Below are 26,988 nucleotides of genomic sequence, written 5' to 3'. Positions count from 1 at the left end.
GCCTTTACTCTGCAATGCGCTTGAAACTGACGTAGTAATCGTCGGTGTAATAGCAGTCGCCTGTCTGCTTGCGCGGTCCGCCGCATATGATCCGGCGCTGCCCGCGATCCGTCGACCCAGGCGTGCGAACGGTGTATGTGTGGTAATAGCCGCGTGGATGCTGCGGCAGCAATCCCGCGCTGTTACGGAACACGACGCCGTCCTCCGAAAAGGGGAAAGGGCCGCCCGCTTTGATCAGCCGCAATGTTTCGGCTGCTTCGCCCGGCACCTGTGTTTTGGTGACGGTGCCGAGTGCGCCTGACGCGACGGTTGTACCACTCGCGCCTTGCGCTGGCTGAGCCGGCGCCGCGCTCGCGGATGCGCCCGACGCCTCGGTGGCGTTTTGCGATCCCCCCTTGCCGCATCCGCCGAGGATCGCGCTCAAGGCGACGATGCAGGAGAAAGCCCACGCTCTTTTCACGAAACGGGTCTCCTCTCGTTGACCGCAATTCGACGACCGGAATAGACGTAAAGGTATCGCTAATGGCGGAGCAAATCAACGCGGATCATGATCCTCAACGAGGCCGGCGATCCGCGCCCGCTGTCGATCGCGCAATCCGGCGTGGCGATCCTCCTTCGCCTTGCGTGAAAACACGAACCCGTCTGGTCGGACATTTTGTGGTTTTCCCTTATTTTAAAAAATGCGTTTCCCGCTTCCCGCCGCCCTCTGCAAGTCGCTTATAGCGAATAAAGTCCGGGATTTTTTGTGTGCACTACCGCGCATACTTGGTTCGGCCTTATGCGTACTGTTGCGTCAGGGAAAGGACCAATACCGTTAATCGCACATTTCCCTCGTTCGAATCCGCTTGCCTGAGCGGTCAAATAAAACCACGTGACGAGACGTGCCCATGAAACTCAAATATCAAGCGTCAGAGGGATTATCCGAACGTAACGACGAATTCGATCCTGGATCGATCATCGATACGTTGATTAATCACCGAAAAATGATCGCCGCTATAACAATGGCATTCATTCTGGTGGGCGCGCTGTACGCGTTTTGTGCTACGCCTATCTATCGAGCCAGTATTTCGATCAGGGTGGAGGACAATTCGCCAACCGCACTGCCGGATTCGAAGGATCTGGTGCGCAATGCGTCGTCGCTGTTCCAGGAGAAGTCCTCGGCCGAAAGCGAAATGCAGATCCTGAGGTCGAAAGCCATCGCGATGCAGACGGTGGATTACCTCAAGCTCTACATCGAAGCCGAGCCGAAGCGCCTGCCGGTGCTCGGCGGCCTGATCGCGCGCCACACCGACTCGCGCATGACGCCCGGCATCTTCGGCTGGGGCGGCTTCGTCTGGGGTGACGAATCGATCAGCGTGTCGACCTTCGAAGTGCCGAGGAAGCAGGAAGGCAACGCGTACACCGTCACCGCACTGACCGGCGGCCAGTACCAGTTGCGCGGGCCGGGACTGGAACAGCCGGTCACCGGACGCGTGGGCGTCGACGAGCAATTCGAAACCAGCCACGGGCCGGTCAATCTGCTCGTGAGCAAGATCGACGGCGAGAGCGGGGCGGAGTTCAAGCTCACGCGCCACTCGCGTCAGCAGGCTCTCGAACAGCTGCAAAAGGGCCTTCAGGTCGACGAACAAGGCAACAAGTCGAATGTGCTGGGCGTCATGCTGGAAGGCCGTGATCCGGTTCTCGTGACCAACATCCTCAACGATATCGGCGCGGTGTATGTGCGCCAGAACGTGAACGAGAAGGGTGCCAACGCCGAGAAATCGCTGAACTACCTCGAGCAGCAGCTGCCGGGCGCGAAGCGCCAGATGGAGCAGGCGGAAGAAGCCTACAACACCTATCGCAACAGTCACGGCCTGCTGGATGCGGACGAGGAAAGCCGGCTCATCCTGCGCCAGGCTACGGAAGCGGACTCGCGTCTTTACGACCTCAAGCGTCAGCGTCAGGACCTCATGGCTCACCTGACCGCCGAGCACCCGAGCGTGGTGGCGATCGATCAGCAGATCGCCAGCACCAACAAGTACGTCGAGAGTCTCGCGGCACGCGTCAAGTCCATGCCGTCGGCGGAGCAAGGTGCGATACGTCTGATGCGCGACATGCGCATGAGCTCCGACATGTACTCGGCGCTGCGCAGCAACATCGACACGCTGCGGCTGGTCAAGGCCGGTCAGTCCGCTTCGGTGCAGTTGCTGGATACCGCGGACGTCCCCGAGCGCCCGGTCAAGCCGGCAAAAACGCTCGTGCTGCTGATTTCGGCAGTGCTGGGTCTGTTCGTCGCTATCGGGCTGGCCTTCCTGCGTGACTATCTGTTCAAGGGTGAAGCCGATCCGGAAGAGCTGGAATCGCGCACCGGCCTGACCGTGTACGCGACGATTCCGGTCAGCGCCCAGCAGGAGCAACTGACGCAGAAAATGGCGATCCGCGGCCCCGAGAAACTGGCTCTGGCTTTCCGCTACCCGATGGACCCCGCTGTCGAAGCACTGCGCACGATGCGGGCAGCACTGCAATTCGCCTTGAACGGCGAGCGCAACAACGTGGTGATGCTCGCGGGGCCGCTGCCGGGTATCGGCAAGTCGTTCCTGTCGGCCAATCTCGGCACCTTGCTCGCCTCGGGCGGCAAGCGTGTGCTGCTGGTGGACGGCGACTTGCGTCGCGGCCATCTGAACCAGTACTTCGGCTTGCAACGCGGCGCGGGCCTGGCCGATCTGATCACGGGCGAACGTTCGCTCGAAGAGACGGTGCACAAGGACGTTCTGCCGAACCTCGACGTCCTGCAGTGCGGCGAGTATCCGCACGACCCGGCCGAACTGCTGTTGAGCGCCAATTTCAGGGCAACCATTCGCGCCGCTTCGGAACAGTACGACATTGTGCTGCTCGACGCGCCGGCCATTCTCGCAGTGTCCGACACGGTGACCATGGCGCCGGTCGCCGATTCGATCTTCATGGTCGCGCGTTTCGCCGATACGCGTGCTGGAGAGATCTCGGAATCGGTCAAGCGTCTGGCGCAAACGGGTTCGAAAGTCGAAGGCATTCTGCTGAACGGATTCAAGGTGAGCCGCGGCAATTACTCTCAGTCGCGCCGGTACGGCGGCTACGCATACGACGCCTACTACTCCGATTCGGTCGCGAAATAGCGCGCGTAGCCCCGGGCAAAGATTCAGTCCTGCTGAACCGTGCCCGGGGTTCGGACAAAGACGCGAATCCATAATAAAGGGGAGCAAGAATCATGCATTCGTTAAACGAGCTGAAACTCGCCGTGATCGGCCTGGGCTATGTCGGCTTGCCGCTTGCGGTGGAGTTCAGCAAGCATCGCCCGGTAGTGGGTTTCGATATCAACGGGGCCCGTATCTCGGCGTTGCGTGAAGGACGGGACGTCACACTCGAAGTCTGCAATGAAGAACTGGCCGCTGCCACCGGCATGACGTTCACGTCCGACGCGCAGGAACTGAAAGCCTGCAACGTGTTCATCGCAACCGTTCCGACGCCGATCGACGATTACAAGCGGCCCGATCTCAGGCCCTTGATCGGCGCCAGCGAAACCATCGGCGGCGTGCTGAAAAAGAACGACGTGGTCATCTACGAATCGACCGTCTATCCGGGTGCGACGGAAGAGGAGTGCGTGCCGGTTCTCGAGCGGGTCTCGGGGCTGAAATTCAACGTGGATTTCTTTGTCGGCTACAGTCCGGAGCGCATCAATCCGGGCGACAAGGCGCACCGCGTGACGGATATCCGTAAAGTCACTTCGGGATCGACACCGGAAACCGCCGACCTCGTCGATCAGCTGTATCGCGAGATCATCGTCGCGGGCACGCACAAGGCGAGCAGCATTCGCGTGGCCGAGGCGGCCAAGGTCATCGAGAACACGCAGCGCGACGTCAACATCGCGCTGATCAACGAACTGTCGATCATCTTCAACAAGATGGGAATCGACACGGAGTCGGTCTTGCTGGCAGCCGGAACCAAATGGAACTTTCTGCCATTCAGGCCGGGTCTGGTGGGCGGGCATTGCATCGGCGTCGATCCGTATTATCTGACGCACAAGGCGCAGGCGATCGGCTATCACCCGGAGATCATCCTCGCCGGCCGGCGCCTGAACGACAGCATGGGCGGGTATGTCGCGTCGCAGCTCGTGAAGGCGTTGACCAAGCGGCAGATCGGCGTCTCCGGGGCTCGCGTGCTGATCATGGGGCTGACCTTCAAGGAAAATTGTCCGGACCTGCGCAACACCAAGGTCGTCGACATCGTTGCCGAGTTGCGCGAGTACGGCGTCGAGGTCGATGTCTACGATCCATGGGTCTCGAAAGAAGACGCCCGTCGCGAACACAACCTCGATCCGATCGAGCATCCCGCCAAAGGTGTCTACGACGCGACGATCGTGGCCGTCGCGCACAGCCGGTTCCTGGAATTGGGCGTGGAAGCCATTCGCGTCTTCGGCAAGCCCGAGCATGTGCTGTACGACCTGAAATACCTGCTGCCTCCCGAGGCTAGCGATCTGCGTCTCTAAGCAATGCCAGATGCCGCGCACATCGCACGCAATGCCATCACGACGTGATGGCTTCCTCATCTGATCCGGAGGCACTGATGCCAGATCGCTACGAAACAATACGGCAACAACTCGCCGGACGCCCGCAGCAGTGGCTGATTACCGGCGTGGCCGGTTTCATCGGCTCGAATCTGCTGGAGGCGCTGCTCAAGCTCGATCAGACCGTGGTCGGACTCGACAACTTTTCCACCGGGTACCAGCGCAATCTCGACGAAGTACGCTCCGTCGTTTCGCCGGAGCAATGGAAGCGCTTCAGGTTTATTGAAGGCGATATCCGCCGGCTGGAAGATTGCGTGAGTGCCGTTCATGGTGTCGATCACGTGCTGCACGAGGCGGCGCTGGGTTCGGTTCCGCGTTCGGTGGCCGACCCGATCGCGACCCACGAGGTGAACATCAGCGGCTTCCTCAATATGCTGGTGGCCGCGCGCGATGCGCAGGTGTCGAGCTTCACGTATGCCGCCTCGAGCTCGACGTATGGCGACCATCCTGGCTTGCCGAAAGTCGAAGACCAGATCGGCCAGCCGCTTTCGCCGTACGCCGTCACCAAGTACGCCAATGAACTCTACGCGTCGGTGTTTGCTCGTGCGTATGGCTTCAAGACGATCGGCCTGCGCTACTTCAATGCATTCGGAAAGCGCCAGGATCCGGACGGCGCGTATGCCGCGGTCATTCCCAAATGGACGGCGGCGCTGATTGCCGGCGACGACGTCCTGATCAATGGCGACGGTGAAACCAGCCGGGACTTCTGCTTCGTCGACAACGTGGTGCAGGCGAATATCCTCGCGGCGATGTCGGACGAGCCGGCCAGGAACGAGGTGTACAACGTCGCCGTCGGCGATCGCACGACCTTGATCCAGCTCTACGACGGCTTGCGGGCGGTGCTCTCCGACAACGGCGTGCGCTGCGACAAGCGTCCGGTGTTCGGACCGTTTCGCGCCGGCGATGTCAGGCATTCACAGGCCAATGTCGATAAGGCCGAACGGCTTCTGGGTTATGAAAACAAAATCCCCTTCGTCGAAGGCTTGTCCAGAGCGATGCCCTGGTACATCGAATTCGTATCGAAACGGTAATGCCTTCAGTCGCCCAAGCTCACCGGCGCACTCGGCATGACAGGCTCATGCGCGGCGCGCCGATTCTTTTAAGGCGGTAACGTCAATGTCTCAGATCGCAGGTTGGCGAAACCGTCTTGCGCAGATTCACCCTGACCATAGCCGGATCGCACGCAGTGCGGTCTGGGTTTCCATGTTCGCGCTCATCGGCAAATCGGCGGGCGCGCTCAAGGAAATGGCGATCGCGTATCGCTATGGCATCAGCAATGTCGTCGATGCCTATCAGCTCACGCTCACGCTGATCACCTGGCTGCCGGCCACGTTCGTCGCCGTGCTGAGCGTCGTGCTCGTGCCGGCGCTGGTCGAACTGCGTTCGCGGCCCAAGCAGGAGCAGGCGAAGTTTCTCGGCGAACTCGACGTGATGGCGATAGCCGTCGGCGTGGCGTTCGCGGTCCTTCTCTATTTCTCCTGGCCGTATGCGCTGGACCTGATGGCGCGCAACCTGTCGGAAGAAACCCGCGTGATGTCGCGCAGGATGATGCTCGGCATGGCGCCGGTCGGCATCGTCATGCTGACGATCTGCGTCTATGCGGCCCGCCTGCAGGCGCGTGAAAAGCACGTCAACACGCTGCTGGAGTGCGTGCCGGCGCTCGTGCTGCTGGGCTTCGTGCTCGTCTGGCACGATGCAAGCTCGCCGGCGCCGTTGATCTGGGGCAGCACGCTCGGCTTCATCCTCCAGGCAGTGCTATTGGGCGTGCTCTCCGGGCGCGCCGATCAGATCCGCGCGCGGCTCAGCTTTTCTCTCAGCTCGCCGCAATGGCCGCACATGTACCGCGCGGTCGGTGTGTTCATGATCGGCCAGCTCGTCATGAGTCTGGCCACACCGCTGGATCAGTATTTCGTGGCTGGTCTTGGCGACGGCAACATCGCGACGCTCGGCTATGCGAGCCGCGTGCTGGGCTTGCTGGTCAGCATGGGCGCGGTAGCGATCAGCCGGGCGACCTTGCCGGTTTTATCCGAGCTGTTGAGTGCAGGAGATAACGTTCGTGCCCGAAGCATCGCGCTAAAGTGGTCGCTGTTCATGCTGGCGATCAGCGGCGTGGTGGTGGTGGTGGCGTGGCTTCTCGCACCGTTCGTCGTGAAGCTGCTGTTTCAGCGCGGCGCCTTTAGCGCGGCCGATACGCTGGCGGTGTCCAGCCTGTTTCGCTGGGGATTGATTCAGATTCCTTTCTATTTCTCGGTACTGGTGCTGGTGCAGCTTTTCGCGAGCCAAGGTCGCTTTAAGGCAATGGCTTTGATCGCGGTCGTGAACTTTGCAGTAAAGGCAGTCGCGAATTTTTTCCTGATTCGTTGGCTCGGCATTACGGGGGTTGTCCTGGCAACCGGTGTCATGGGCGCCAGTTCGTTCGTTTGCTATCTGTCTCTGACGCTGTCACACGGATCATTAGAGAATAAAAAGGCAGGTCCGCTATGAAGATTCTGCTGTTCATCCATTCACTGCATTACGGCGGCGCGGAACGCGTGGCCATGAACCTCTCGAGCGAATGGGCGACGCAAGGTCAGGAAGTCTGTGTCGTGACGCTGACCTCTACCGCGAGCGACTTTTATTCGCTGCACGACTCGGTCCAGCGCATCACGCTCGATCTCGCGGGCGCCACTAACGGCCCGGCCGGCGCGGTCTTCGCGAATGCGCGGCGGATGCTGGCATTGCGGCGCGTGCTCAAAGAAGTGCGCCCGGACGTGGTGCTCGGCATCGAGACGAGGCCGTCGATTCTGGCGATCCTGGCCGGCCTCGGCTTGCCGTGCAAGGTCATCGCAACCGAGCACATTCATCCGCCGATGCTGTTCGAGGGCAGGTTCTGGGAATGCCTACGCCGCTGGACTTACCCGTTCGCGGACAAGGTGGTCGCGTTGACGGAGAAAAGCAGGCTATGGCTGCAGGAGCACTGCCATTGCAAAAGGGTCACCGTCATTCCAAATTCGATCTCACTGCCGATTCCCGTTGTGGAACCGCTCGTATCGCCGCAGGCGGTCGTGGGCGCACAGCGTCGCGTATTGCTCGCGGCGGGACGGATGGCCGAACAGAAGGGCTTCGATATCCTGATCGATTCCTTCGGCCGGATCGCGAGCGATTTTCCCGCGTGGGATCTCGTCATTCTCGGCGATGGCGATGACCGGCGCGCACTCACTGCACAAGTCGCGGCGGCGGGCTTGGGCGATCGCGTGCTGCTGCCGGGCCAGGTCGGCAATATGCCTGACTGGTACGAGCGTGCGGACCTGTACGTACTGAGCTCGCGCTTCGAAGGCTTCTCGATGACGATCGTCGAGGCGATGGCAAGCGGCTGCGCGGTGGTGAGCTTCGACTGCGATGCCGGCCCTGGTGACATCATCACGCACGGCCACGACGGCCTGCTGGTTCGTCGGGTCGGCGATCCGCAGGCGCTCGCCGATGCCTTGTCGATCCTGATGAAAGACGACGAGACCCGCGCGCTGATGGCGTCGCGCGCGCGTGCTGTCGTCGATCGCTTCTCTGTAGCGAGGGTGTTCTCGATGTGGCGCGACGTGTTCACGCAAACCGGCGCGAAACCTTCGGGACTCGTCGAGCGTCCTTCCGTACGGGTGACGGAATGAGTACCGGGCGCTTTGCACTCCATCAATCACATGGGCCGAATCCGGACCGTTCATGAATATCGTCTTGTTCATTAGCGCGATGCAGGATGGCGGTGCCGAGAGCGTCGCCGCGACGCTTGTCAACGCATGGGTCGAGCGCGGCGACTCGGTCACGCTCGTCGCCACGTATTCCGGCCGCGGCGCCTGCAATTACCCCGTTTCACCGGCCGTGAAGTTCGTCTACCTGGCTGACCTCGTGAAGCGGCGCGGCCGAGGACCGCTCAACTTTATCCAGCGTATGAGTGCCTTGCGTGCCCTCATGCGCGAAAGCAGAGCGGACGTGATTGTGTCGTTCCTGACGAATGTGAATGTCGCGACGATTCTCGCGTCGCGCGGGCTCGGCATTCCCATCATCGTGAGCGAGCACACGAATCCTCTTGCCGATAGCCGTTCGTTGTTATGGCGACTGCTGTGCCGGTTCGTTTATCCGAAGGCCGATCTGCTGACGCTGCTGACCGACGACGTAGTCGCGCCGTTCAGAAAAGTCGTGCCGGGCATGAAGGACATCGCGGTGATGCCCAATCCGCTGCCCGATGGACTGTTCCTCCAGCAACGCCAACCGGCCACGCCACGCAAACGCGTCATTTCGCTCGGACGGCTCAACAGGACGAAGCAGTTCGATTTGCTGATCCGCGCCTTTGCACTGCTCGCCCACGAGTGGCCTGATTGGGACTTGTGGATCTGGGGCGAAGGACCGGAGCGCGCGGCGCTGGAGGCTCAGATCGAGCAACTGTGCATGGGCGAGCGGATTTTCCTGCCGGGCCGCACGCTGACCCCGTGGAGCGAACTGGCCAAGGGACAGGTCTTTGCAATGTCGTCGAGCCATGAAGGTTTGCCCATGGCGCTGATGGAAGGGATGGCGCTTGGACTGCCCGTCGTGTCGTTCGACTGTCCTAGCGGACCGCGGCAATTGACGCGCAACGGCGAGGACGGCCTGCTCATTCCGCCAGGCGACGCGAACTCCATGGCTGCCGCGTTACGCCGGCTGATTTCGGACGACCCGTTGCGCGCCGAACTGGGCAGGAAGGCCGCCGTCTCGGTACGGGAACGCTATTCGTTGAAGGCGGTATTGCAAATCTGGGACCAGTTGTTCGAACGGGTTGGGGCGCGTGCCAAGGCTGCTGAGTCGACGCACTGAATAACCCAACGGCATGGTTGCGCTCGTGATCTGCCGTATTTACACACAGCTCAGAGATTCAGGAGCGGACATGAACGGACGTAAAGTAGTTCTCTTTGCCAACACCGACTGGTATCTGTACAACTTCCGGCTCTCGCTGGCGCAGAGACTGCGGCAAGACGGATATGAAGTGGTCCTGCTGTCGCCGCCGGGAGAATTCGGACCGAAGCTGCAGGCACTCGGTTTCAGCTGGCACCCCGTGCCGATGAATCGCCGCAGTCTCAATCCGTTGCGCGAAGTCGGTGTGCTCGCATGGATTGTCCGGTTTCTCCGCCGTGAAAAGCCCGACCTCGTCCACGGATTTACGATCAAGAGCGCGGTGTATGGCTCGCTCGCGAGCAAGCTGGCCGGCGTGCCCGCGCGAATCAATGCCGTGGCGGGCATGGGCTACGTCTTCACAAGCCGGGATTTGAAAGCCCGCGTGCTGCGGCCTATCGTGCGCCAACTGATGCGCTCCGCGCTTAACGGCCGGCGCAATGCGCTGATTCTGCAGAATCCCGACGACGTCGCGATTTTCAAACGGGCGAGAATTGTCGACGACCGCTCCATACAGCTCATCAAGGGCTCCGGCGTGAACTGTTCGCGTTTCTCTGCCCGGCCGGAAACTGATGAAGACACGCAGGCTCCGTTGCGGGTCGTGCTCGCTGCTCGCCTGTTGTGGGACAAAGGGATTGCCGAATACGTGGAGGCGGCCCGGGCACTGAGAGATGAAAACCGCTCGGTGCGGTTTCTTCTCGCCGGCTCCCCTGACGATGGCAATCCCGCCTCTGTTCCCCGCGAGCTCGTCGAAGGCTGGGCTAACGACGGGCTTCTCACGTGGTTGGGCCATGTCAGCGATATGCCGAAGCTGCTGTCCGAAGTGGACGTCGTGGTGCTGCCGAGTTATCGGGAGGGCTTGCCCAAGACGCTGATCGAGGCGGCCGCGTGCGCGTTGCCGTTGATCACCACCGATGTCCCCGGCTGCCGTGAAGTCGTCAGCGCGACGGGAGAAGACGGCTTGCTCATTCCGGTGCGCGATGCCGCGGCGCTGGCCAACGCAATTCGCCTGCTCGACGACGATCGCAAGCTTTGCCGGAAACTCGGCCTTGCGGCTCAAGCCAAGGCGCTGAGTGAATTCGACGAGTCGATTGTGATCAGCAAGACGTTGCGGGTGTATAGCGAATTGCTGGATCCGGCGCCTCGCGAAGTCGTCGTAGCGAGTCAGCGCGAGCGGCAGATTTGACGCTTTCAGCGAAATATCCAGAAGGAGTTTGAGTGGCCATGGTCGTTCCGAAATTCATACTGCGCTTCGATGACATCACTCCGGAAATGGCGTGGTCGCGCTTCGATCCCTTCGATGAGCTTTCCATGGATCAGGACCTGCCGCTGCTCGTCGGCGTCGTGCCGAACTGTCTCGATCAGACGCTCGTCGTCGAGCCGGCGCGAGACGCGTTCTGGGATACGGTTCGCGGTTGGGTCGATCGCGGCTGGAGCATCGCGCAGCACGGCTACACCCACCAGTACGTCACCGAGCACCCTGGGCTGTTGCGTCTCGGCAGCAAATCGGAGCTGGCCGGTCTCTCCTACGAGGAGCAATTCGCCAAGCTGCAGGCGGGAAAGACGATCCTCCAGCAAGAGGGCGTCTGGCAGCCAGTATTCATGGCGCCTTCCCACTCGTTCGATGAAGCGACGCTCCGCGCGCTGGCCGATCTCGACTTCAAATATTTGACGGACGGCAGCGGCGTCTATCCGTACAAATTCGGCGCCCTGACTGCGGTGCCGCAGTTGTTCGCAACGCCGCTGCATTTCGGTTTCGGCGTGTATTCCATTTGCCTGCATGTCAACACGCTCAGCGAGGCCGAGATCGACAGGATTGTCGGATTCGTGAAGAAGAACCGCTCGCGGTTCATTTCCTTTGAAGACGCCGCGAGCGTCAGAACACCTGTCCCGGGCGTCGCGATGGCGATGCGCTTTTTAACTTCTACCCCGTTGCGCGCCATGCGCCGCTTGCGGGGCTGAACTCTTGATGGGGTGCACGGTGCGCAACAGCCGGAGAGCCGTCAATGCTTTTCTCCTCAGCAGCATGGTGGGTGCGATCACGCGACCTCTCGCTGCGGTGGCCGACGTCGTGACCAACAAACATGTCGCGCCCGACGAGGTCATCGACCGATCGTTCGGCGTCAAGGCGGACGGCACGACAAACGACCGCGCCGCGCTTCAGAAGGCAGTCGATAATTCGGTCGGCAAGACGCTCGTCATCACGGGCCCATGCAGAATCGACGCGGAAGGACTGCATATGCGCACCAACAGCCGCGTGCGTTTCGCGCCCGGCGCCTCGATCAAACTGCTTCCTCACGACACGCAAAACTACGAGGTCATTCGTGTCTGGGACGTGCGGCACGTGGTGCTGGAAAATCCTCGCCTCGACGGCAGTAAAGAATTGAACACCGTGAAGGGCGGAGAGTGGGGCATGGGCATTTCCATTGCCGGAAGCACGGATGTGACGATACTGTCGCCCAGCACGATCAACTGCTGGGGAGACGGCATCTATATCGCCAACAGCTTCGGCAATGGGTTGCCCTATTCGAGCGACGTCCGGGTCATGAATCACTACGCGTCCGGTTGCCGTCGGCAAGGCGTGTCGATTATCAGCGGCAAGAATATTCTGTTCGACAGTCCTGTGTGGGAAAACATAGCCGGTACGCTTCCTTCCGCCGGACTGGATATCGAGCCGAACGCAAACACGGACATCGTGGAAAACATCCGGATTGTGAATCCGACCACGCGGCACTGCCAGTTCGGCATTCTGGTCTATCTGGAGGCACTGCCGGGCAGCCGGGAAAAGAACGTCAGCGTCGTGATCAGCGGACACAAGGACGAAGACAGCAGGGAAGCGGCCTTCAGCGTATCCGGATTGAAGATGAAAGGCAGCGTGGTTACCGGCTATATCACGAGCAATTCGCCGACGTGGATTCGTCCGAGGCGAGACGCCTTTGTCAGCGCCGACTACGACCGCGCCGGGCCGAAGATCGATATCACGAATCCCACCATCGTCCGGTAGCCGCTTGCCAAAGGTGCGGCGCTCAACGCGTCACACCTTTGGCGCGTAGCAATGTCGTGTACATGTCCCGGTACTGTTGCCAGCACACCGTAATCGAAAAGGACTCGACGATCCGCTCGCGCGCCAGCCGTCCCAGTGTCTTGCGTTGCTCCAGGCTCAACGTCGCCATCTGTTCGAGCGCGTCCGACAAACTGACGGGATCGCGCGGCGGAACAACCAGACCGGTGTCGCCGACCAGTTGGCCGGTATCGCCCACGTCCGTGACCACGCATGGAACGCTGCAGGCCATCGCTTCGCCCACGACCGTGGGCAGGCCTTCCGTTCGGGATGAGAGGCATAGCATGTCGAACGCCGGCATGATTCGATGCAGGTCATTCCGGGCGCCCAGCAAGTGACAGACGCCGCCCAGGCCAAGCTCGTTCATCGTGCGTGCGAGCGCCTTGTTGCTGGCGTCGACGTCCTTGCCGACCATGACGAAATGGCACTCCGGCACGCGCTGATGAAGCATCGCGGCCGCGCGCAGAAAGTTATCGTAATCCTTGGCGGGATTGGAGCGTCCTACGATTCCGATCAGTATGGAAACCGGCGGCAGGCTGAGCTCATTGAGCAGCGCAGTCCTTGCGGTGGCGTCCGGCACGAACTTGCGGACATCGAAGCCATTATGAATCACCCGCATCTTCGTGCGTTCGTAGCCGTATTCGACGTGAGTTCTGAACGACGCGTTGGCGCAGCAAATGACCGAATCCGGCAAACGGTTCGAGGTCGCCGCGCCCATTCGTGCAAGCGTATTCAGAACGCGCCCGACTTTGCGCGTGGGCACTTCGGTACGGTGAATACCCCACACGAGCACGAAGCGATGGCGCTGCCTGCTGAGGCGGAACATGAGCCGCGCCAGCAACACCGCCACGCCGCCGAAAGTATCCGCGTGATACATCCAGGTCTGGACGACATCGGGGCGCGCTTCGACGATCCACCTTGCCAGTCGAATCAGGAGCAGCGGATTCGGAACACCAGACCGCATTCCCAGAAACCTGACTTCAGCACCCGCCGCACGCAGACGGTCGGCCATCTTGTCGATGGCGGACAGGGAGATGACGACGTGCGTCTCTCCGGCGATGCGGGACTCCGAAACCAGATTCAGAAGCAACGTTTCGGCACCACCTACCCCGAGTCCCGAAATAATATGGACAATTTTCATTTTGTTTGCACGGTACGGCATTCGGTGACGTAGAACCGCTGCTATTTCAATCCGGTCCGACTGTGTCGTGTGTCTTTCACGGATCGCTATCCGTCATTACGAAAGGATAATGGAAGGCTAAGTGATCGAGCCGCCGCCATACCGTTCGCCATCCAACACAGCCCGAGACAATTGTCGCTCGCTATTCCCGAATGCGATTTATTGTGCATACGAGTCTATGGACCCGTCCTCCGGAATCGATGCGAATCTTATGTGCCGTTCCGCTCGTAAGGTCCAATCGAAAGCTGATAGCGTGCAGGGGCATAAGGCAAAGTTAGTTTCAAGAGCATTCAATGGCCAGATAGCGATACCGGTCACTGAACGCGCTCCGCTGAACGGCGCTTGCCGAAAGCATGAGTGAGCGGCATAAAAATCAACGCACCTCCTCCGGTTTGCGCGGCATTGGCAAGCTGACGGGCAAGAGAGGGATGAAAGTGGCAGAACAACTCAACTCCAAGTTCCAGATCCATCCAATCGGCTACCGGTGGCTGCGGCCTTCCATGCTTGGATTCCTGGCATTGTCGGCGTTCATTCTCCTGAAGATCGCCCTCGGTGATCGGAGCACGCTGCTCGATCAGGACAATTACGTTGCGTACTTCAGGGACGCCGATCCGCTCTGGATCGTTCATCTGTGGTCCAGCAGCCAGTCGGTGGTGTTTTTCATCGTGAAGACGATCACGGATGAACTCGGCTGGCGGCTGTGGGTGTTAGGCCTCGATTCACTGGGCCTCTCACCGGACACCGCGGTCCGCGTGACGGTCGTCGTGCTGAATGTGCTGATGGCGCTTGCTCTTAGCCGGACGCGCCGGCCGCTTCTCGGCCTGCTTTTGTGGGCGCTGATCCCCACCGGCCTCGCGACGGTCGGTCTATTCCAGATCCGTCAGGGTTTCGCCCTGTCGATCGCCATGTACTTCGCGATGTGCCGGCAGCAACCCGTTCGAGGCGCGCTGCTCGCGAGTATCGTTCACACCACCTTTGCGTATCCGGCCTTGTTCCTGATTCTCGCGCACGTCCTCATGAAGCGAAGCAAGGCGCTGGCGATCGTGGGCGTGGTCGGCGCGGCGCTCGCGATGTCGCTGGCGTCGGCGTGGCTGTTCGCCAGGTTCGGCGGCCGCCGGATCGAGGAATACACGCAGCAGGAAGAATTCACCGTGAACTTCCTGATCTCGCTCGCTCTGTATCTGATCGTACCAATGCTCGTGATCGTGCTGCGTCGAAAGCATATCGAGCATGTCGCGCGCGAAATGGTCGTTCATGAGATCGCGATCATGCATATCGGGCTGATCATGTTCCTGATCATCTCCTTCTTCGTCTATCCATTCGGGACCCAGCGCATTGTCTACTATGGACCGCTGCTGTTGGCCTTCATGCTGCCGGAGATCCGTATCAAGAATTCGCTGGTCCTATGGATCGTCGCTTTTATCCTGGCTATTTTGACTTACGACATTCACAAGAATTATCTGCTGGACACTTATAAGTACTTTCGCTGAGCGCTTGTCCGCTGGCCGAAAGGTAATGCTTGCCGGTACGAAGCACGCCTTCTTCCGGAGCGCGTGCAAGAGCGGGCAATGATCATTTCATAGACATATTCCGCTGCGTCGATCAGTTGATTCGGCGTATGCCGTGGCACGTCGTATTTACGCTTATTTGTCGGCTCATAAAATGATCGTGTCCGGGTTGTGTTGGGAATGCCACAGAGGAAAGACTCAAAGTGAGAGACGGTGTGCATCACTAACCTTGTCCTAAATGTGCTTTAAAGCGACAAGAAAATAAAAATTCGTACGTTTATGTTGGAGACCGAGATGTTAAATCTTGCGTTTGGCTTTGTTGTCTCATTCCTGGTTATCTTTTTTATCGTACGAAGTTCGGGCTTGCACGGGTCGCTTACGATGGACCACGACTTGCGGGGCATTCAGAAGAACCACGCCTATGCGGTGCCGCGAATCGGCGGAGTCGGCATTGCCTGCGCCGCCACGGTCGTTGCGCTCATCCAGCCGTTGTGGGCGACCGCCCCGGGGACCGGTCAACTGCTGCTCCTGTTGTGCGCCGTGCCCGCCTTCGCAGGCGGCGTGATCGAAGACATGACCAAGCGCGTGAGCCCGCGCGTGCGGCTGCTGTGCGCGCTCGCTTCGGCGCTCGCGGCCTGCCTGCTGATGCACGCCACACTCACGCGGGTGGACTTGCCGCTTATCGATCAGTGGTTGCGCATTCTGCCGATCGGGATCGGCTTCACCATGCTCGGCGTCGCCGGTCTGACGAACGCCGTCAATATCATCGACGGCTTCAACGGACTCGCCTCGGTCGTCACCATGCTGATCTTCGCCTCGATCGGTTATGTGGCCCATAGCGTCAACGACTGGCTTGTCATGAGCATGGCGCTGACCATGATTGGCGCGATCGGCGGCTTCGTGCTCTGGAACTTTCCGGTGCCTTCCGTTTTCCTCGGTGATGGAGGGGCCTATTTCATCGGTTTCGTCATGGCGGAGCTGCTGGTCCTGCTGATCGTGCGCAACCCGGGCGTGTCGGCGTGGTACGCGATGGCCGTCGCCATCTATCCGACCTTCGAGACGCTCTTTTCCATCTATCGCCGCAGGATCGTGCGCGGCAGGCCGGCGGGCGCTCCGGACGGACTTCATCTGCATACGCTCGTGTATCGGCGTGTGGTGCGAAAGGGTATCGACGGCGGCAATCTGCGCCGGCGTGCGATGCGCAATTCCTGCACATCCGTTTATCTGTGGGTGCTGAGCCTCGTCAGCATCGTGCCGGCCACGTTCTTCTGGGACACGCCTATCGCGCTCGCCGGGGCGACCATCGCCTTCGTCACGATCTACGTTCACGTCTATGTGTCGATCGTACGCATCAGGACGCCGCGCTGGCTGGTGATCACGGGACACGCGCCGGTCGTCGCGCCGCGCGGAGCCGAGGAGCCGCGCCACTGACCCGGCGCTGCGATTTCCATTCATTTACACAGGCAGTGTGTGAGGACGTACGTTGCGGGAGCGAAACCCGATGCACCATATGAACATACAAAGGCACGGGGACAAGCCTTGAAAACCGCGGCCAGGGTCCGGGAAAAGACGGACCTTGCAGGTAACGCCCATAGGACCACGAGAAGACAAAATGAACCACGGATACGAAACATCGCTAGTCAAGCGAGTGGTCAACCAGGTGGTGACCGGTATCATCAACGGGGATTACGACGGCGACATGCTGCCTCCGCAGGTCATCCTGTCGAAGAAGCTCGGCGTGAGCCGCTCGATCATGCGCGAAGCGATCAGCATCCTGATTTCACGCCAGATTCTCGACGTCCGGCCGAAAACGGGTACACGCGTAAAGCCGACGAAAGACTGGCTCATCATCGATCATGAAGTCGCCGAGTGGCGGCTTCGCGCCACGCCCGATCCGGAGTATCTGCACGGGCTGATCGAATTCCGCAAACTCGTCGATCCGCGTGCGGCTGCGTTCGCGGCCACGCGGGCGAGCCGGCATCAGCGCATTGCTATCGCCGCCATGTATCAGAATCTCCAGCAGGCGAGCGGGGATCCCGTCGCGCGCAAGGCCGCCGAAGACGCGTTGCAACTGGCGATCATCGACGCCAGCGGCGACAGCTTGCTCAGCCAGATGGGCAACATCGTCCGGATGGGGCTGAAGTCCGTGCAACCGGTCTCCCGCATGCAAGCGCTGGCGTACGAGGCGCGGATAGCCGATTACGGCAAAGTCGTGCGCGCGATCGAACTCGGCGATGCGGACAGCGCGAAGGCGGCGATGATGCAACTCATCAGCCATAGCGCGGACCAGCTGCTCGCGGAAACGGTTTGAGCTGAATACCGGCCGCCGCCGGGGTCCGAAGGTGGCCGATTTAATTCGGATGCCTATTTAGAATAAGGATGCGCGAAGCAACGGGCCGCTGTAGCGCAACAGAAGACGCTTTATGAAGTCCACGCGATATTCCAACACGGTTGAGTCGCGCAACGGACTAAACCATCGGAGGGGAATATGTGTGGAATCGTGGCTGGGATCGCGGAACGCAACGTCGTTCCGGTATTGCTCGAAGGCTTGCGGCGGCTGGAATACCGCGGCTACGACTCCTGCGGCGTGGCGGTGTTGCGAAACGGCGCGCCACACCGCGTGCGCAGTCTGACGCGCGTTCGCTCTCTGGATCGCGAGGTCCGCGAGATGGGGCTCGAAGGCTGGACGGGCATTGCTCACACCCGCTGGGCGACGCACGGCGCGCCGGCGACCCAGAACGCGCATCCCATCTTCTCGCAGAACGAGATCGCGATCGTTCACAACGGCATCATCGAAAACTTCGAGGCGCTGAAACTCACGCTGAGCGGCGCGGGCTATGAATTCGCGAGCCAGACGGACACGGAAGTGATCGCCCATCTGATTCACAGTCACTACCAGGGCGATCTGGCGGAAGCGGTGCGTCGCGCCGTGAGCGAACTGCGCGGCGCCTATGCGATCGCAGTCTTCTGCAAGGCCGAGCCGGAGCGCGTGGTGGGGGCGCGGTATGGCTCGCCGCTCGTGATCGGGATAAACGGCAAGGAATCGTTTCTTGCGTCGGATCCGCTGGCGCTTTCCGACGTAACCGACCGGTTTATCTTCCTGCAGGACGGCGACATCGCCGATCTGTCCCACAACGGCACCCGGATCATGAACCGCGACGGCCAGCCGGTCGAGCGCGAGGCGCGCACGCTGCTCCATCCGCCCACCGAGGCGGCGCTCGGACCGTATCGTCATTTCATGCAGAAGGAAATTTTCGAACAGCCGCTGGCTGTGTCCAAAACATTCCCCCGCAACAGCGCGTTCGACGCCACGCTTTTCGGGGCCACCGACCCGCAGGCGTCCGCGCAGATCGACCGCATCCTGCTGCTTGGCTGCGGCACGAGCCACTATTCCGCGTTGACCGCCAAGACGTGGTTCGAGTCGATCGCGAAGATCCCGACGCAGGTCGAGATATCCAGCGAATACCGCTACCGCGAAACGATCCCGGGCAAGAACACGCTGGTGGTGCCGATTTCGCAATCGGGCGAGACCGCCGACACGCTCGGCGCCCTGATGCATGCGCAAGCGCTCGGTCAGGACCACACGCTTGCAATCTGCAACGTGGCGACCAGCGCGATCGTGCGGCAGTCGCGCTGGTCGTTCATCACGCAAGCCGGTCCCGAGATCGGTGTCGCATCGACCAAGGCGTTTACCACGCAACTCGTGGCGCTGTTCGTTCTCGCGGTGACGCTCGGCCGCTCACGCGGGTACGTCGATGCACAGCAGGAAGCGAACTACCGCTCGCAGCTCTCGGGCCTCTCCACGGCGCTACAGGGCGTGCTGGCGCGCGAACCGCAGATCATCGCGTGGGCGCACGAGATCGCGCGCACGGACAGCGCGATCTTTCTCGGCCGTGGTGCGCACTTTCCGATCGCACTGGAAGGCGCGTTGAAGCTCAAGGAGATTTCGTACATTCACGCCGAAGGCTATCCCGCCGGTGAACTGAAGCACGGACCGCTAGCGCTTGTGACCGATGCGATGCCGGTCGTCGTGACCGCGCCAAATGACGGCTTGCTGGAGAAGCTGAAGTCGAACATCCAGGAGGTTCGCGCCCGCAGGGGCCAGGTGTACGTGTTCGCCGATGCCGATGCGAATCTGTCGAACGAGGAAGGTTTGCGCGTCATTCAGATGCCCGAGTACTACGGGCCGCTGTCGCCGATCCTGCACGTGCTGCCTTTGCAACTGCTCGCGTATCACACGGCGTGCACGCGAGGAACCGACGTCGACAAGCCGCGCAACCTCGCGAAATCGGTGACGGTGGAATGAGGCGCGGGGCACGTTGCATATCGATCCACCAAGACAATCAGCGATGAACACGATCAAGGTTGGGGTTCTCGTCGACGACGTTGCGTTGCCGGCCTGGGTGAATCACATGCTAGGGCTGATTGCCGCCGAGCAGGGAATGGAGATCGCCCTTGTCGTCAAATATGCGTACCAACGGCGCCCGGGGAGGAAAACTGCTTCGCAGGCCGGTCGGTGGCCCTTGTCGCTGTGGATGGCGCTCGACAAACGCCTCGTCAAGGTCGGACACGACGCGTTCAGGACCGAGTCGCTGGCCTCGGCGCTGGCGGAAGTGCCCACCTTGAATGTCGAGGTGGAGAGCAAGGAATGCGGGGATCATTTCGATCCTCGCGACCTCGCGAAAATCGCCACGCATGGCATCACCGTATTTCTGCGGCTCGGCCCGTTGCGGCCTTGCGGCGAAATCTTCGATACAGCTTCGTGCGGGATATGGTCATACCGGCATGGCGATGAAATAGTCGAACGTGACGGACCCGTCGGCGTGTGGGACATTCTTCTGGACCGGACAACGACGGCGTCCGCCTTGCAGTTTCAGACCCGGGCGGGCGAACGCCCGCACACGTTGCAAAAATCATGGTCGATGACCTATCCGGTGTCGATTCACAGGAATCGCAGCCACTGCTACTGGAAGACGCTCTCGTTCGCGCCGCGAAAGTTGCGCGAGCTCAGGGACATCGGCGAAGACAACTTCAGGCGGAAATACACGCAGGCTGATGCGCCACCCGCGTTTTATTCCGGCGAGAAGATCGCCGAGCCGACCAGCGGCGCTTACGGCAAGTTTATTGGTCAGTTGATGGCGAGAACCGTCGCCAGGAAGGCAAGCGGGCTGCGCAAGTTCGAACAGTGGATGTTGCTGTATCACTTCGGCGAGAATGCTCAAATCCCTGAGCGTCTTTTCGAGTTCAAGCAACTGCTGCCGCCCAAGGACCGCTTCTGGGCAGACCCGTTCGTGGTGGAAAGAAATGGCGAGTATGCGGTCTTTATCGAAGAACTCGAATACTCGAAGAACAGGGGGCATCTCTCGGTTATCCGTTTCGATGCGAACGACCAGCCGATCCTGCCTCCCGTGAAGATTCTGGAGCGGCCTTATCACCTGTCCTATCCGTTCATGCTGGAGGAGGGCGGCGATCTCTACATGATCCCGGAGACCAACGAGAGCAAGGCCATCGAGCTTTATCGGTGCACGAGGTTCCCGGATCAGTGGGAACACGTCATGAACCTGATGGATGACGTCATGGCCGTGGACACGACAATCTGGCGTCACGACGGCAAATACTGGCTCTTCGCCTGCATGCGGGAAAACGAGCACGCACCGCTGTCCGACGAGTTGTTTCTGTTCTGGTCGGATACGCTGTTGAGCAAGGACTGGCATCCTCATCCCTGCAACCCGATCGTGTCGGATATCAGAACTGCTCGCCCCGCGGGGAGCATTTTCGAACATCACGGCCAGTGGTATCGGCCCGCGCAGGACTGCAGTGGCAAATACGGGCGCGCGTTGTCGTTTCAACGTATCGACGCTATCGACGAAACCACCTATAAGGAAACGTCGGCAAGCCGGATCGAAGCTAACTGGGACGCAAGCATAGATCGCGTGCACACGTTCAACCGGGCGGGGCGATTGACGCTCATCGACGGGATGAAGAAGCGCGCTAAATAGTGACTCACCGCGGTATCCGGCGCGCGGCGCCGGATCTTCCGTTGAATGTATGGCGCACAGCCCCGCATTACGCCGGGGCTGTTTCAATTGGCGTCCATCCAGATCACGGTGTTCTTTTTCTTCCGGACGGCCCATGAAACTCGGGTGAGTCTGCGTGGCCGTTAGCGGCGTCTCCATAGCGCCGTTCGGACGCGGCTCGCACCTTCTGCCCATTTGCGGGCGGACTTTCGTATTCTGCGCGCTCTCGTAGAGCACCGTGGCGAACCAGCAGCCAAAGCAGGACTACGACGGTAACCCACACGCAAACGATAAGGATAATTGTGGTTGATGTGAACATGGCGAGCCTGCTTATTGGAATTGATTTATGGGCGTGAACGGCGGTAAAAGCGTTCAATCCAGGCGACTCAACCTGGTGCCTCAAATTTACTGATTGCCACCTTGTCCCCCGAGTTTTGATGTATTTGCTGCCGATGTTGAAGCGAAAGACGAGCCCTTTCTGCGGCGCGGCGCACACAGAAATCAAACTACCCAGGAATGTGCGGACGATAGACAGCCCGGCTAATGGACGTCGATCCGGGGGTTTTGAATGCCGCTATGGGTATACTCTGATGAATGGAATTCACGCGACGGCCAGGCGGATGCCGGTATCCGATAGACGGCGCAGAAACGCCAGGCCGGACCCGCGTGTCTTGCTAACAACTTAATGGAGCGTTATAGGAGAGTGCAGGGTCGAGCCGGCTGATCGGTTGTGGCGGAGCGCGCAGCGTTGCAAATCGCGGCCATGCCTGTCGGAATGATAAAGTGCGCGTCGATCGGCTTTCCCTCAACTCACGGAGGACATATGGCACTTTTGAGCATCATCGGGACGGCTGTTTTCGTCGCGATTGTCGTGCTCTCGCTATTGGCGGTGATGGATGTCCTGTTCTTTACGCCCGGTAGAAAGAAAATGATGAAGAGCGGCGCCGGAGCGCGAAAACTGGGCGGACATCGAAGATGTTTGCGTAAATGAGTCGCTTCGCCTGCGCAGCAGTCGATTGTCCGACGCGCCATCAGGGCGCCTGGACGGGCACCCCGGCCGTAAGCGCACCCAGATCCATCGCGTCGGCAATGGCTTGCAAGCCCGCCTCGTTCGGATGGAGGTTGTCGCCGCTGTTATAGGCCGGTAGCAAAACAGCGGGATTGGCGGGGTCGCTGACGGCCTTCGCCTGGTCGAGTACCGCATCGCAACCGCTCGTCGGACTCAGGATGAAGGCGTTAATGTCCTGCCGCGCCGCTTCGACGGATCCCGTTGCGGCAAACGGCGTGAGCGTGGAACATATGGCCTTGATGTTGGCGCGATGCGCGCGCTCGATGAGTTGTCGCAATGCACCGATCAACCGGCGAGCCGTGGGCGGTGTGTCGGTGTTCAGGTCGTTGATTGCGTCGTCCGAGATGACGACCCATTCCACGCCCGGTTGCTGGAGCACGTCGCGATCAAAGCGCTTGAGACCAGCCTGTCCGGCGTTATTGGTGAAGAAGTCATTGCCGCTGATGCCCTGGTTGAGCACGCCCACGGTCATGCCGGCCTGCTGCAACCGGATCGCGAGGCGATTGGGCCAGCGCCGGTTGGCATTGACACTCGACCTGAGACCGTCGGTTATGGAAGCGCCGAATGTGACCACCGCCCCGGTCGCGGCGGGGTTCAACACGTCGAGACCCGTCAGGAAATAGTAGGACTGGCCGCCGGGGGAGAACGTGCTTCCGCCGGTAAAGACCGGGTCGGCGGCGACATCTCCGGCGGCGATATAGACGTCTTGCAGGCCGTCGACGTGGCCGGTCGAACGCGGCGCCGTCTGCACGGGTAGATAGAGGCTGATGGCGACATCGGCGAGCGGCGGAACCTCGAACGCGACCGGGTCGCTCAAGACCGAAGCGCCCACGGGAATCGTCACGTTCGGCTGACCGTCGAACGTGACCGCGCGGTCACTGCCGACCACCGTTTTCTGACCTCCAGCGCCCCGCGCGATTCGCGCTTCGCCAATCATCAGCGGCTCTGAACCGAACAGGTTCGACAATTGGATTCGCGCCGATCCTCCACCGATGCTGGTGTGGACTATCTGCCGCAACGTCTGGTTATTGAAGCCGGCATCGTCGGTGATGGAGGGCGAAGCGGACCACGTGCCTATCCAGGGCGCGGACGTCTCGACGCCTTGCACCCCCTTGCTGGCTATATCGGGCAGCACGATACAAAGTACAAGGGTCGCTTTAAGAAGCGCCGGAATCCATCGGTTCACGTCCTTTTCCTTGTGGAAGACCGAGCTTCCGCGAGTGCAACGTCTGTGGCAGACGCATCGCACAGCGCGAGCCCGATCCTCTTTTTGCGGTTTGATCGCTGTCTGCCGATTTAATCGTTCTTTTGTGCATGCGTTCGGTGCGGTAGATAACACAGCGCCGGGCGGCCAGCAAATTCAATTGCCTGCGCGCAACGAGCGGGCGGTCAAAAGTTCGTGCCGCGAGACGTTGCGCGGCGAGGCGTGTAATTTTGTGTGAGGTCGCACATAGCGTCGTTGTCTCGCGCAGTAATCTGTTTGCGAGGGCAGAGTGCTCAAGGCCAGACAAGAGGCACTGTCGGAATGCGACTGCTTACCGGCGCCCGCCGGCAACAGGCAGATAACTACATATAACGCTTTATTCCACTACTGGTGGCGGGATGAATCACGAGAATTTCGTCGGGGCCAGCATGCGCATGTATGCGCGCGAACCCGTATTTCAGAACTTGCCGGAACGCGTCGCCGAATCACGAATATCACGCTTTACCGCGGCGCTGGAAACTTTCACAGGCGAGCGTTTCGCGGACTATCCGGAACTGCACGCTTATTCGACGCGCGAGTTCCGCCGGTTCTGGCAGTGCTTTCTGCAATGGACCGACGGAATGGCATGGAGCGGCGCGGCCGAGCCGGTCTGCGTCGGCGGCGAATGCGAGACCGCGCGTTTCTTTCCGAACGTCGAGCTGAATTACGCCCAAAGCGTTCTCGGGCGAAAGATCGCGCCGGACGAGTCGCCGGCGCTCACCGCGCGTTATGCCGATGGCCGCCGCGAAACGATGACGCGCGGCGAGTTGCGCGAACGTGTGGCGCGCCTTGCCTGTTCGCTCAACGAGCTCGGTCTGCGTCCGGGCGACCGCGTGGTCGCGATGATGCGCAACGACGCGCACGCAATCGTCACCGCGCTCGCGGTGACGGCGCTGGGCGCGACGCTCTCCACCGCCGCGCCTGAGACCGGCGTGCAGGCGATCCTCGACCGCTTCGAGCCGCTCGAACCGCGCATGCTGTTCGCGCACACGACGCAGCGCTCATTCGATACGGCCGGCTCGCTCGCTTCGCACGTCGCGGCAGTGGCCGCGGCATTGCCGACGCTCACGAACGTTGTCTGCCTGGACGAAACGCCGCTGCCGAGCACGGTGAGCCAGCCTCAGCATTCGCTGCGCGATCTCATCGTTCAGGGTGACGCCGCGCGGTTCGAATGGCGGCGCTTTCCGTTCAATCATCCGCTTTTCATCATGTTCTCGTCGGGCACGACAGGAAAGCCCAAGTGCATCGTGCACGGCGCCGGCGGCACCTTGCTCGAACATCTGAAAGAGCATCAGTTGCACAGCGACCTGGGTCCCGGCGACAAGCTCTACTTCCACACGAGTTGCTCGTGGATGATGTGGAACTGGCAGTTGTCGGTGTTGGCGTCGGGCGTCGAGATCGTCACGTACGACGGACCGGTTGCGGAAGTGGACACGCTTTGGCGGCTGGTCGCCGATGAGCGCGTGACCGTGTTCGGCACGAGTCCCGCCTATCTGAAGATGTGTGAGGACGCGGGCCTGAAACCCGGCGAGCAGTTCGGGCTGGACGCGCTGCGCGCGATGATGTCGACTGGTGCCGTGCTCTACGACTCGCAGTTCGAATGGGTGCGCGCCTATGTTAAGCCGCTGCAGCTCCAGTCGATTTCCGGCGGCACGGATATCATCGGTTGCTTCGTGCTCGGCAATCCGAATCTGCCGGTCTACGCGGGCGAAGCGCAGTGCAAGAGTCTCGGCCTCGATGTTCAGGCGTGGAACGAAGGCAAGCCCACCTCCATGACCGGTGAGCTGGTTTGCGTCAATCCGTTTCCGTCACGCCCGCTCGGCTTCTTCGGCGACGCGGACGGCTCGCGCTTTCACGCCGCCTATTTCAAGGCGAATCCTGGCGTGTGGACGCACGGCGACATCATCGAATTTTCGGCGCAGGGGTCGGCGCGCCTGCACGGACGTAGCGACGGCGTGCTGAATGTGCGCGGCATCAATGTCAGCCCCGGCGAGATCTACCGCATTGTCAGCAGTATTGGCGAGATCAATCAGTCGATGGTGGTCGCGCAGACTGCCCATGACGCGAGCGGATCGGGCCAGCGCGTCGTGCTGCTGCTCGTGTTGCGCCGGGGCGCGAAGATGAGCGCCGCACTCGCTTCGCGCGTGCGGCGTGAACTGATGCTGCAGGGTTCGGCGGCGCTCGTGCCGGACGTGATCGCCGAAGTCGAAGCGCTGCCCGTCACGCACAATGGCAAGCCATCGGAGGCGGCCGCGCGCGATGCCGTAAATGGTTTGCCGGTGCGCAACCTGTCGTCGCTGGCGAACCCCGGATGCGTCGAGAAGATCAGCGCGCATCCCGCGCTCGCCCGCACACGTCGCGAGTTGCCGGAGCCCGGTGAATCGGCCGAGCAGGTCGAAGTCTATCTATGCGCGCTCTGGGAGCAGCTTTTCAGTTTCGCGCCGGTCAGTCTGGACGACAACTTCTTTGAACTCGGCGGCCATTCGCTGCTCGCCGCGCAGATGCTCGCCGAAATACGGCTGGCAACGGGCCGAACGCTGCCGCTTGCAACGCTTATCATCGCGCCGACCATTGCGCGGCTCGCGGCCGTTATCACAGGCGAGCGAGCGCAGGACACGCATCCCAACATTGTGCCGATGCGTGCGGGCCGCGGAAGGCCTGTGTTCATGCTTCATAGCATCACGGGTTCAGTGATGGAGTGCCTGACGCTGGCCGGTGCATTGGAAAACGAGCGGCCCGTGTACGGTCTGCAGGCGCGCGGGCTCGATGGCGACGAGGAGCCGCAGCGAAGCGTCGAGGAGATGGCGAGGGTGTATGTCCAGCAGATGCGCGCGGTGCAGCCGAGCGGCCCGTATGCGCTGGTCGGTTATTCGTTTGGCGGCCTGGTCGCGTTCGAGATAGCGCAGCAACTTGTCGCGGCGGGCGAAAAGATCGAGTTGCTGTGTCTGCTGGATACCTACGTGGACGAACGCTATTTGCCGTGGCACGAGTGGTTGTCCTTCCAGTGCGAAGTCATGGCTGAGCGCGTGCGAGCGTTCCGCACGCTTTCCACACGAAGTCGCGTCGCCTATATGAAGGAGCGGGTGTTCGGAGCCGCCGACCGGATTCGCATGCGGCTCGGCAAGATGGCCGCGAGGCCGGCCGCCGATACGCAGGGACTGCCGCCGGCACTGCGGCAGGTACGCGAGTCGATGCGCGTCGCGATGGCGACGTACCGCCCGCGCCGCTATCTCGGCAGCCCGATCGTCTACGTGCGCGCTTCCGCCAGGGAGGGCGGGCAGGGCGATCCGCTGCCGGCCTGGCAGCGCGTGGCAAGCAGTGGGCTGCTGGTGAAGACCATCGACGGCGCCCACACCGATCTCGTTGTCGAACCGCACCTGGCCACCGTGGCCGATACGCTCGCGCGCAGGCTGGCCGGCGCGTAGCGAGTCGAAGGGC

General features: G+C 61.0%; 19 protein-coding genes. 16 read left to right on the top strand and 3 right to left on the bottom strand.

The features are described 5' to 3' along the window. Positions 1 to 4: 4 nt before the first annotated feature. Positions 5 to 460, bottom strand: a complete 456-nt coding sequence (locus B0G82_RS21575) for a ribonuclease (RefSeq protein WP_121308978.1) — start codon at positions 458 to 460, stop codon at positions 5 to 7. A gap of 427 nt (positions 461 to 887) precedes the next feature. Here B0G82_RS21575 and B0G82_RS21570 point away from each other — a divergent pair, with 427 nt between their 5' ends. The 9 genes from B0G82_RS21570 (at position 888) to B0G82_RS21530 (ending at position 12,476) form a co-directional block, all read left to right on the top strand. Further along, positions 888 to 3,131: a polysaccharide biosynthesis tyrosine autokinase gene (locus B0G82_RS21570; RefSeq protein ID WP_121308977.1), complete on the top strand. Its 2,244-nt coding sequence runs from the start codon at positions 888 to 890 to the stop codon at positions 3,129 to 3,131. A gap of 92 nt (positions 3,132 to 3,223) precedes the next feature. Further along, complete coding sequence (gene tviB, locus B0G82_RS21565) at positions 3,224 to 4,501, top strand: Vi polysaccharide biosynthesis UDP-N-acetylglucosamine C-6 dehydrogenase TviB (RefSeq protein ID WP_121308976.1); 1,278 nt, start codon at positions 3,224 to 3,226, stop codon at positions 4,499 to 4,501. Positions 4,502 to 4,578: 77 nt separating this feature from the next. Further along, complete coding sequence (locus B0G82_RS21560; RefSeq protein ID WP_116145437.1) at positions 4,579 to 5,610, top strand: SDR family oxidoreductase; 1,032 nt, start codon at positions 4,579 to 4,581, stop codon at positions 5,608 to 5,610. An 85-nt stretch (positions 5,611 to 5,695) separates the two neighbouring features. Then, complete coding sequence (locus B0G82_RS21555; RefSeq protein WP_116123623.1) at positions 5,696 to 7,063, top strand: lipid II flippase MurJ; 1,368 nt, start codon at positions 5,696 to 5,698, stop codon at positions 7,061 to 7,063. Then, positions 7,060 to 8,220, top strand: a complete 1,161-nt coding sequence (locus B0G82_RS21550; protein WP_121308975.1) for a glycosyltransferase family 4 protein — start codon at positions 7,060 to 7,062, stop codon at positions 8,218 to 8,220. The genes B0G82_RS21555 and B0G82_RS21550 overlap by 4 nt, the downstream gene beginning before the upstream one ends. Positions 8,221 to 8,272: 52 nt before the next feature. Then, complete coding sequence (locus B0G82_RS21545) at positions 8,273 to 9,397, top strand: glycosyltransferase family 4 protein (RefSeq protein ID WP_121308974.1); 1,125 nt, start codon at positions 8,273 to 8,275, stop codon at positions 9,395 to 9,397. Positions 9,398 to 9,467: 70 nt separating this feature from the next. Next, positions 9,468 to 10,658: a glycosyltransferase family 4 protein gene (locus B0G82_RS21540; protein ID WP_116145431.1), complete on the top strand. Its 1,191-nt coding sequence runs from the start codon at positions 9,468 to 9,470 to the stop codon at positions 10,656 to 10,658. 38 nt (positions 10,659 to 10,696) lie between these two features. Further along, a complete protein-coding gene (locus B0G82_RS21535; protein WP_121308973.1) occupies positions 10,697 to 11,434 on the top strand; it encodes a DUF2334 domain-containing protein in 738 nt (245 codons plus the stop codon). 109 nt (positions 11,435 to 11,543) lie between these two features. Next, the gene (locus B0G82_RS21530) at positions 11,544 to 12,476 is read left to right on the top strand and encodes a hypothetical protein (RefSeq protein WP_241974777.1); all 933 of its coding nucleotides are present in this window, start codon (positions 11,544 to 11,546) and stop codon (positions 12,474 to 12,476) included. A 22-nt stretch (positions 12,477 to 12,498) separates the two neighbouring features. Here B0G82_RS21530 and B0G82_RS21525 read toward each other — a convergent pair whose 3' ends face one another. Beyond that, positions 12,499 to 13,674 carry a glycosyltransferase gene (locus B0G82_RS21525; RefSeq protein WP_121310763.1) on the bottom strand — a complete coding sequence of 392 codons (1,176 nt, stop codon included), beginning with the start codon at positions 13,672 to 13,674 and terminating at the stop codon, positions 12,499 to 12,501. 467 nt (positions 13,675 to 14,141) lie between these two features. Between B0G82_RS21525 and B0G82_RS21520 the strand changes: the two genes are divergently transcribed. From B0G82_RS21520 to B0G82_RS39810, 6 genes are all read left to right on the top strand, one after another. Beyond that, a complete protein-coding gene (locus B0G82_RS21520; RefSeq protein ID WP_158608186.1) occupies positions 14,142 to 15,203 on the top strand; it encodes an EpsG family protein in 1,062 nt (353 codons plus the stop codon). Positions 15,204 to 15,515: 312 nt separating this feature from the next. Continuing rightward, entirely contained in the window at positions 15,516 to 16,652 is a 1,137-nt protein-coding gene (locus B0G82_RS21515) for a glycosyltransferase (RefSeq protein ID WP_116145423.1), read from the top strand. Between the two features lie 181 nt (positions 16,653 to 16,833). After that, a complete protein-coding gene (locus tag B0G82_RS21510; RefSeq protein WP_121308970.1) occupies positions 16,834 to 17,532 on the top strand; it encodes an FCD domain-containing protein in 699 nt (232 codons plus the stop codon). 177 nt (positions 17,533 to 17,709) lie between these two features. Continuing rightward, positions 17,710 to 19,527 carry a glutamine--fructose-6-phosphate transaminase (isomerizing) gene (glmS, locus tag B0G82_RS21505; RefSeq protein ID WP_121308969.1) on the top strand — a complete coding sequence of 606 codons (1,818 nt, stop codon included), beginning with the start codon at positions 17,710 to 17,712 and terminating at the stop codon, positions 19,525 to 19,527. 43 nt (positions 19,528 to 19,570) lie between these two features. Continuing rightward, positions 19,571 to 21,220 carry a hypothetical protein gene (locus tag B0G82_RS21500; protein ID WP_121308968.1) on the top strand — a complete coding sequence of 550 codons (1,650 nt, stop codon included), beginning with the start codon at positions 19,571 to 19,573 and terminating at the stop codon, positions 21,218 to 21,220. Positions 21,221 to 22,061: 841 nt separating this feature from the next. Further along, positions 22,062 to 22,229, top strand: coding sequence for a hypothetical protein (locus tag B0G82_RS39810; RefSeq protein ID WP_158608185.1), 168 nt, complete (start codon positions 22,062 to 22,064; stop codon positions 22,227 to 22,229). Positions 22,230 to 22,269: 40 nt separating this feature from the next. Here B0G82_RS39810 and B0G82_RS21490 read toward each other — a convergent pair whose 3' ends face one another. Continuing rightward, positions 22,270 to 23,493 (bottom strand): GDSL-type esterase/lipase family protein, encoded by a 1,224-nt coding sequence (locus B0G82_RS21490; protein ID WP_121308966.1) that lies wholly within the window; start codon positions 23,491 to 23,493, stop codon positions 22,270 to 22,272. A 416-nt stretch (positions 23,494 to 23,909) separates the two neighbouring features. Between B0G82_RS21490 and B0G82_RS21485 the strand changes: the two genes are divergently transcribed. After that, complete coding sequence (locus tag B0G82_RS21485) at positions 23,910 to 26,975, top strand: acetoacetate--CoA ligase (protein WP_121308965.1); 3,066 nt, start codon at positions 23,910 to 23,912, stop codon at positions 26,973 to 26,975. Positions 26,976 to 26,988: the final 13 nt, after the last annotated feature.

The sequence above is a fragment of the Paraburkholderia sp. BL17N1 genome (assembly GCF_003634175.1).
In the GTDB taxonomy this organism is placed as follows: Bacteria; Pseudomonadota; Gammaproteobacteria; order Burkholderiales; family Burkholderiaceae; genus Paraburkholderia.
Note: the sequence above shows the minus strand (reverse complement) of the source record. Positions and strands in the feature narration are given on the sequence as shown.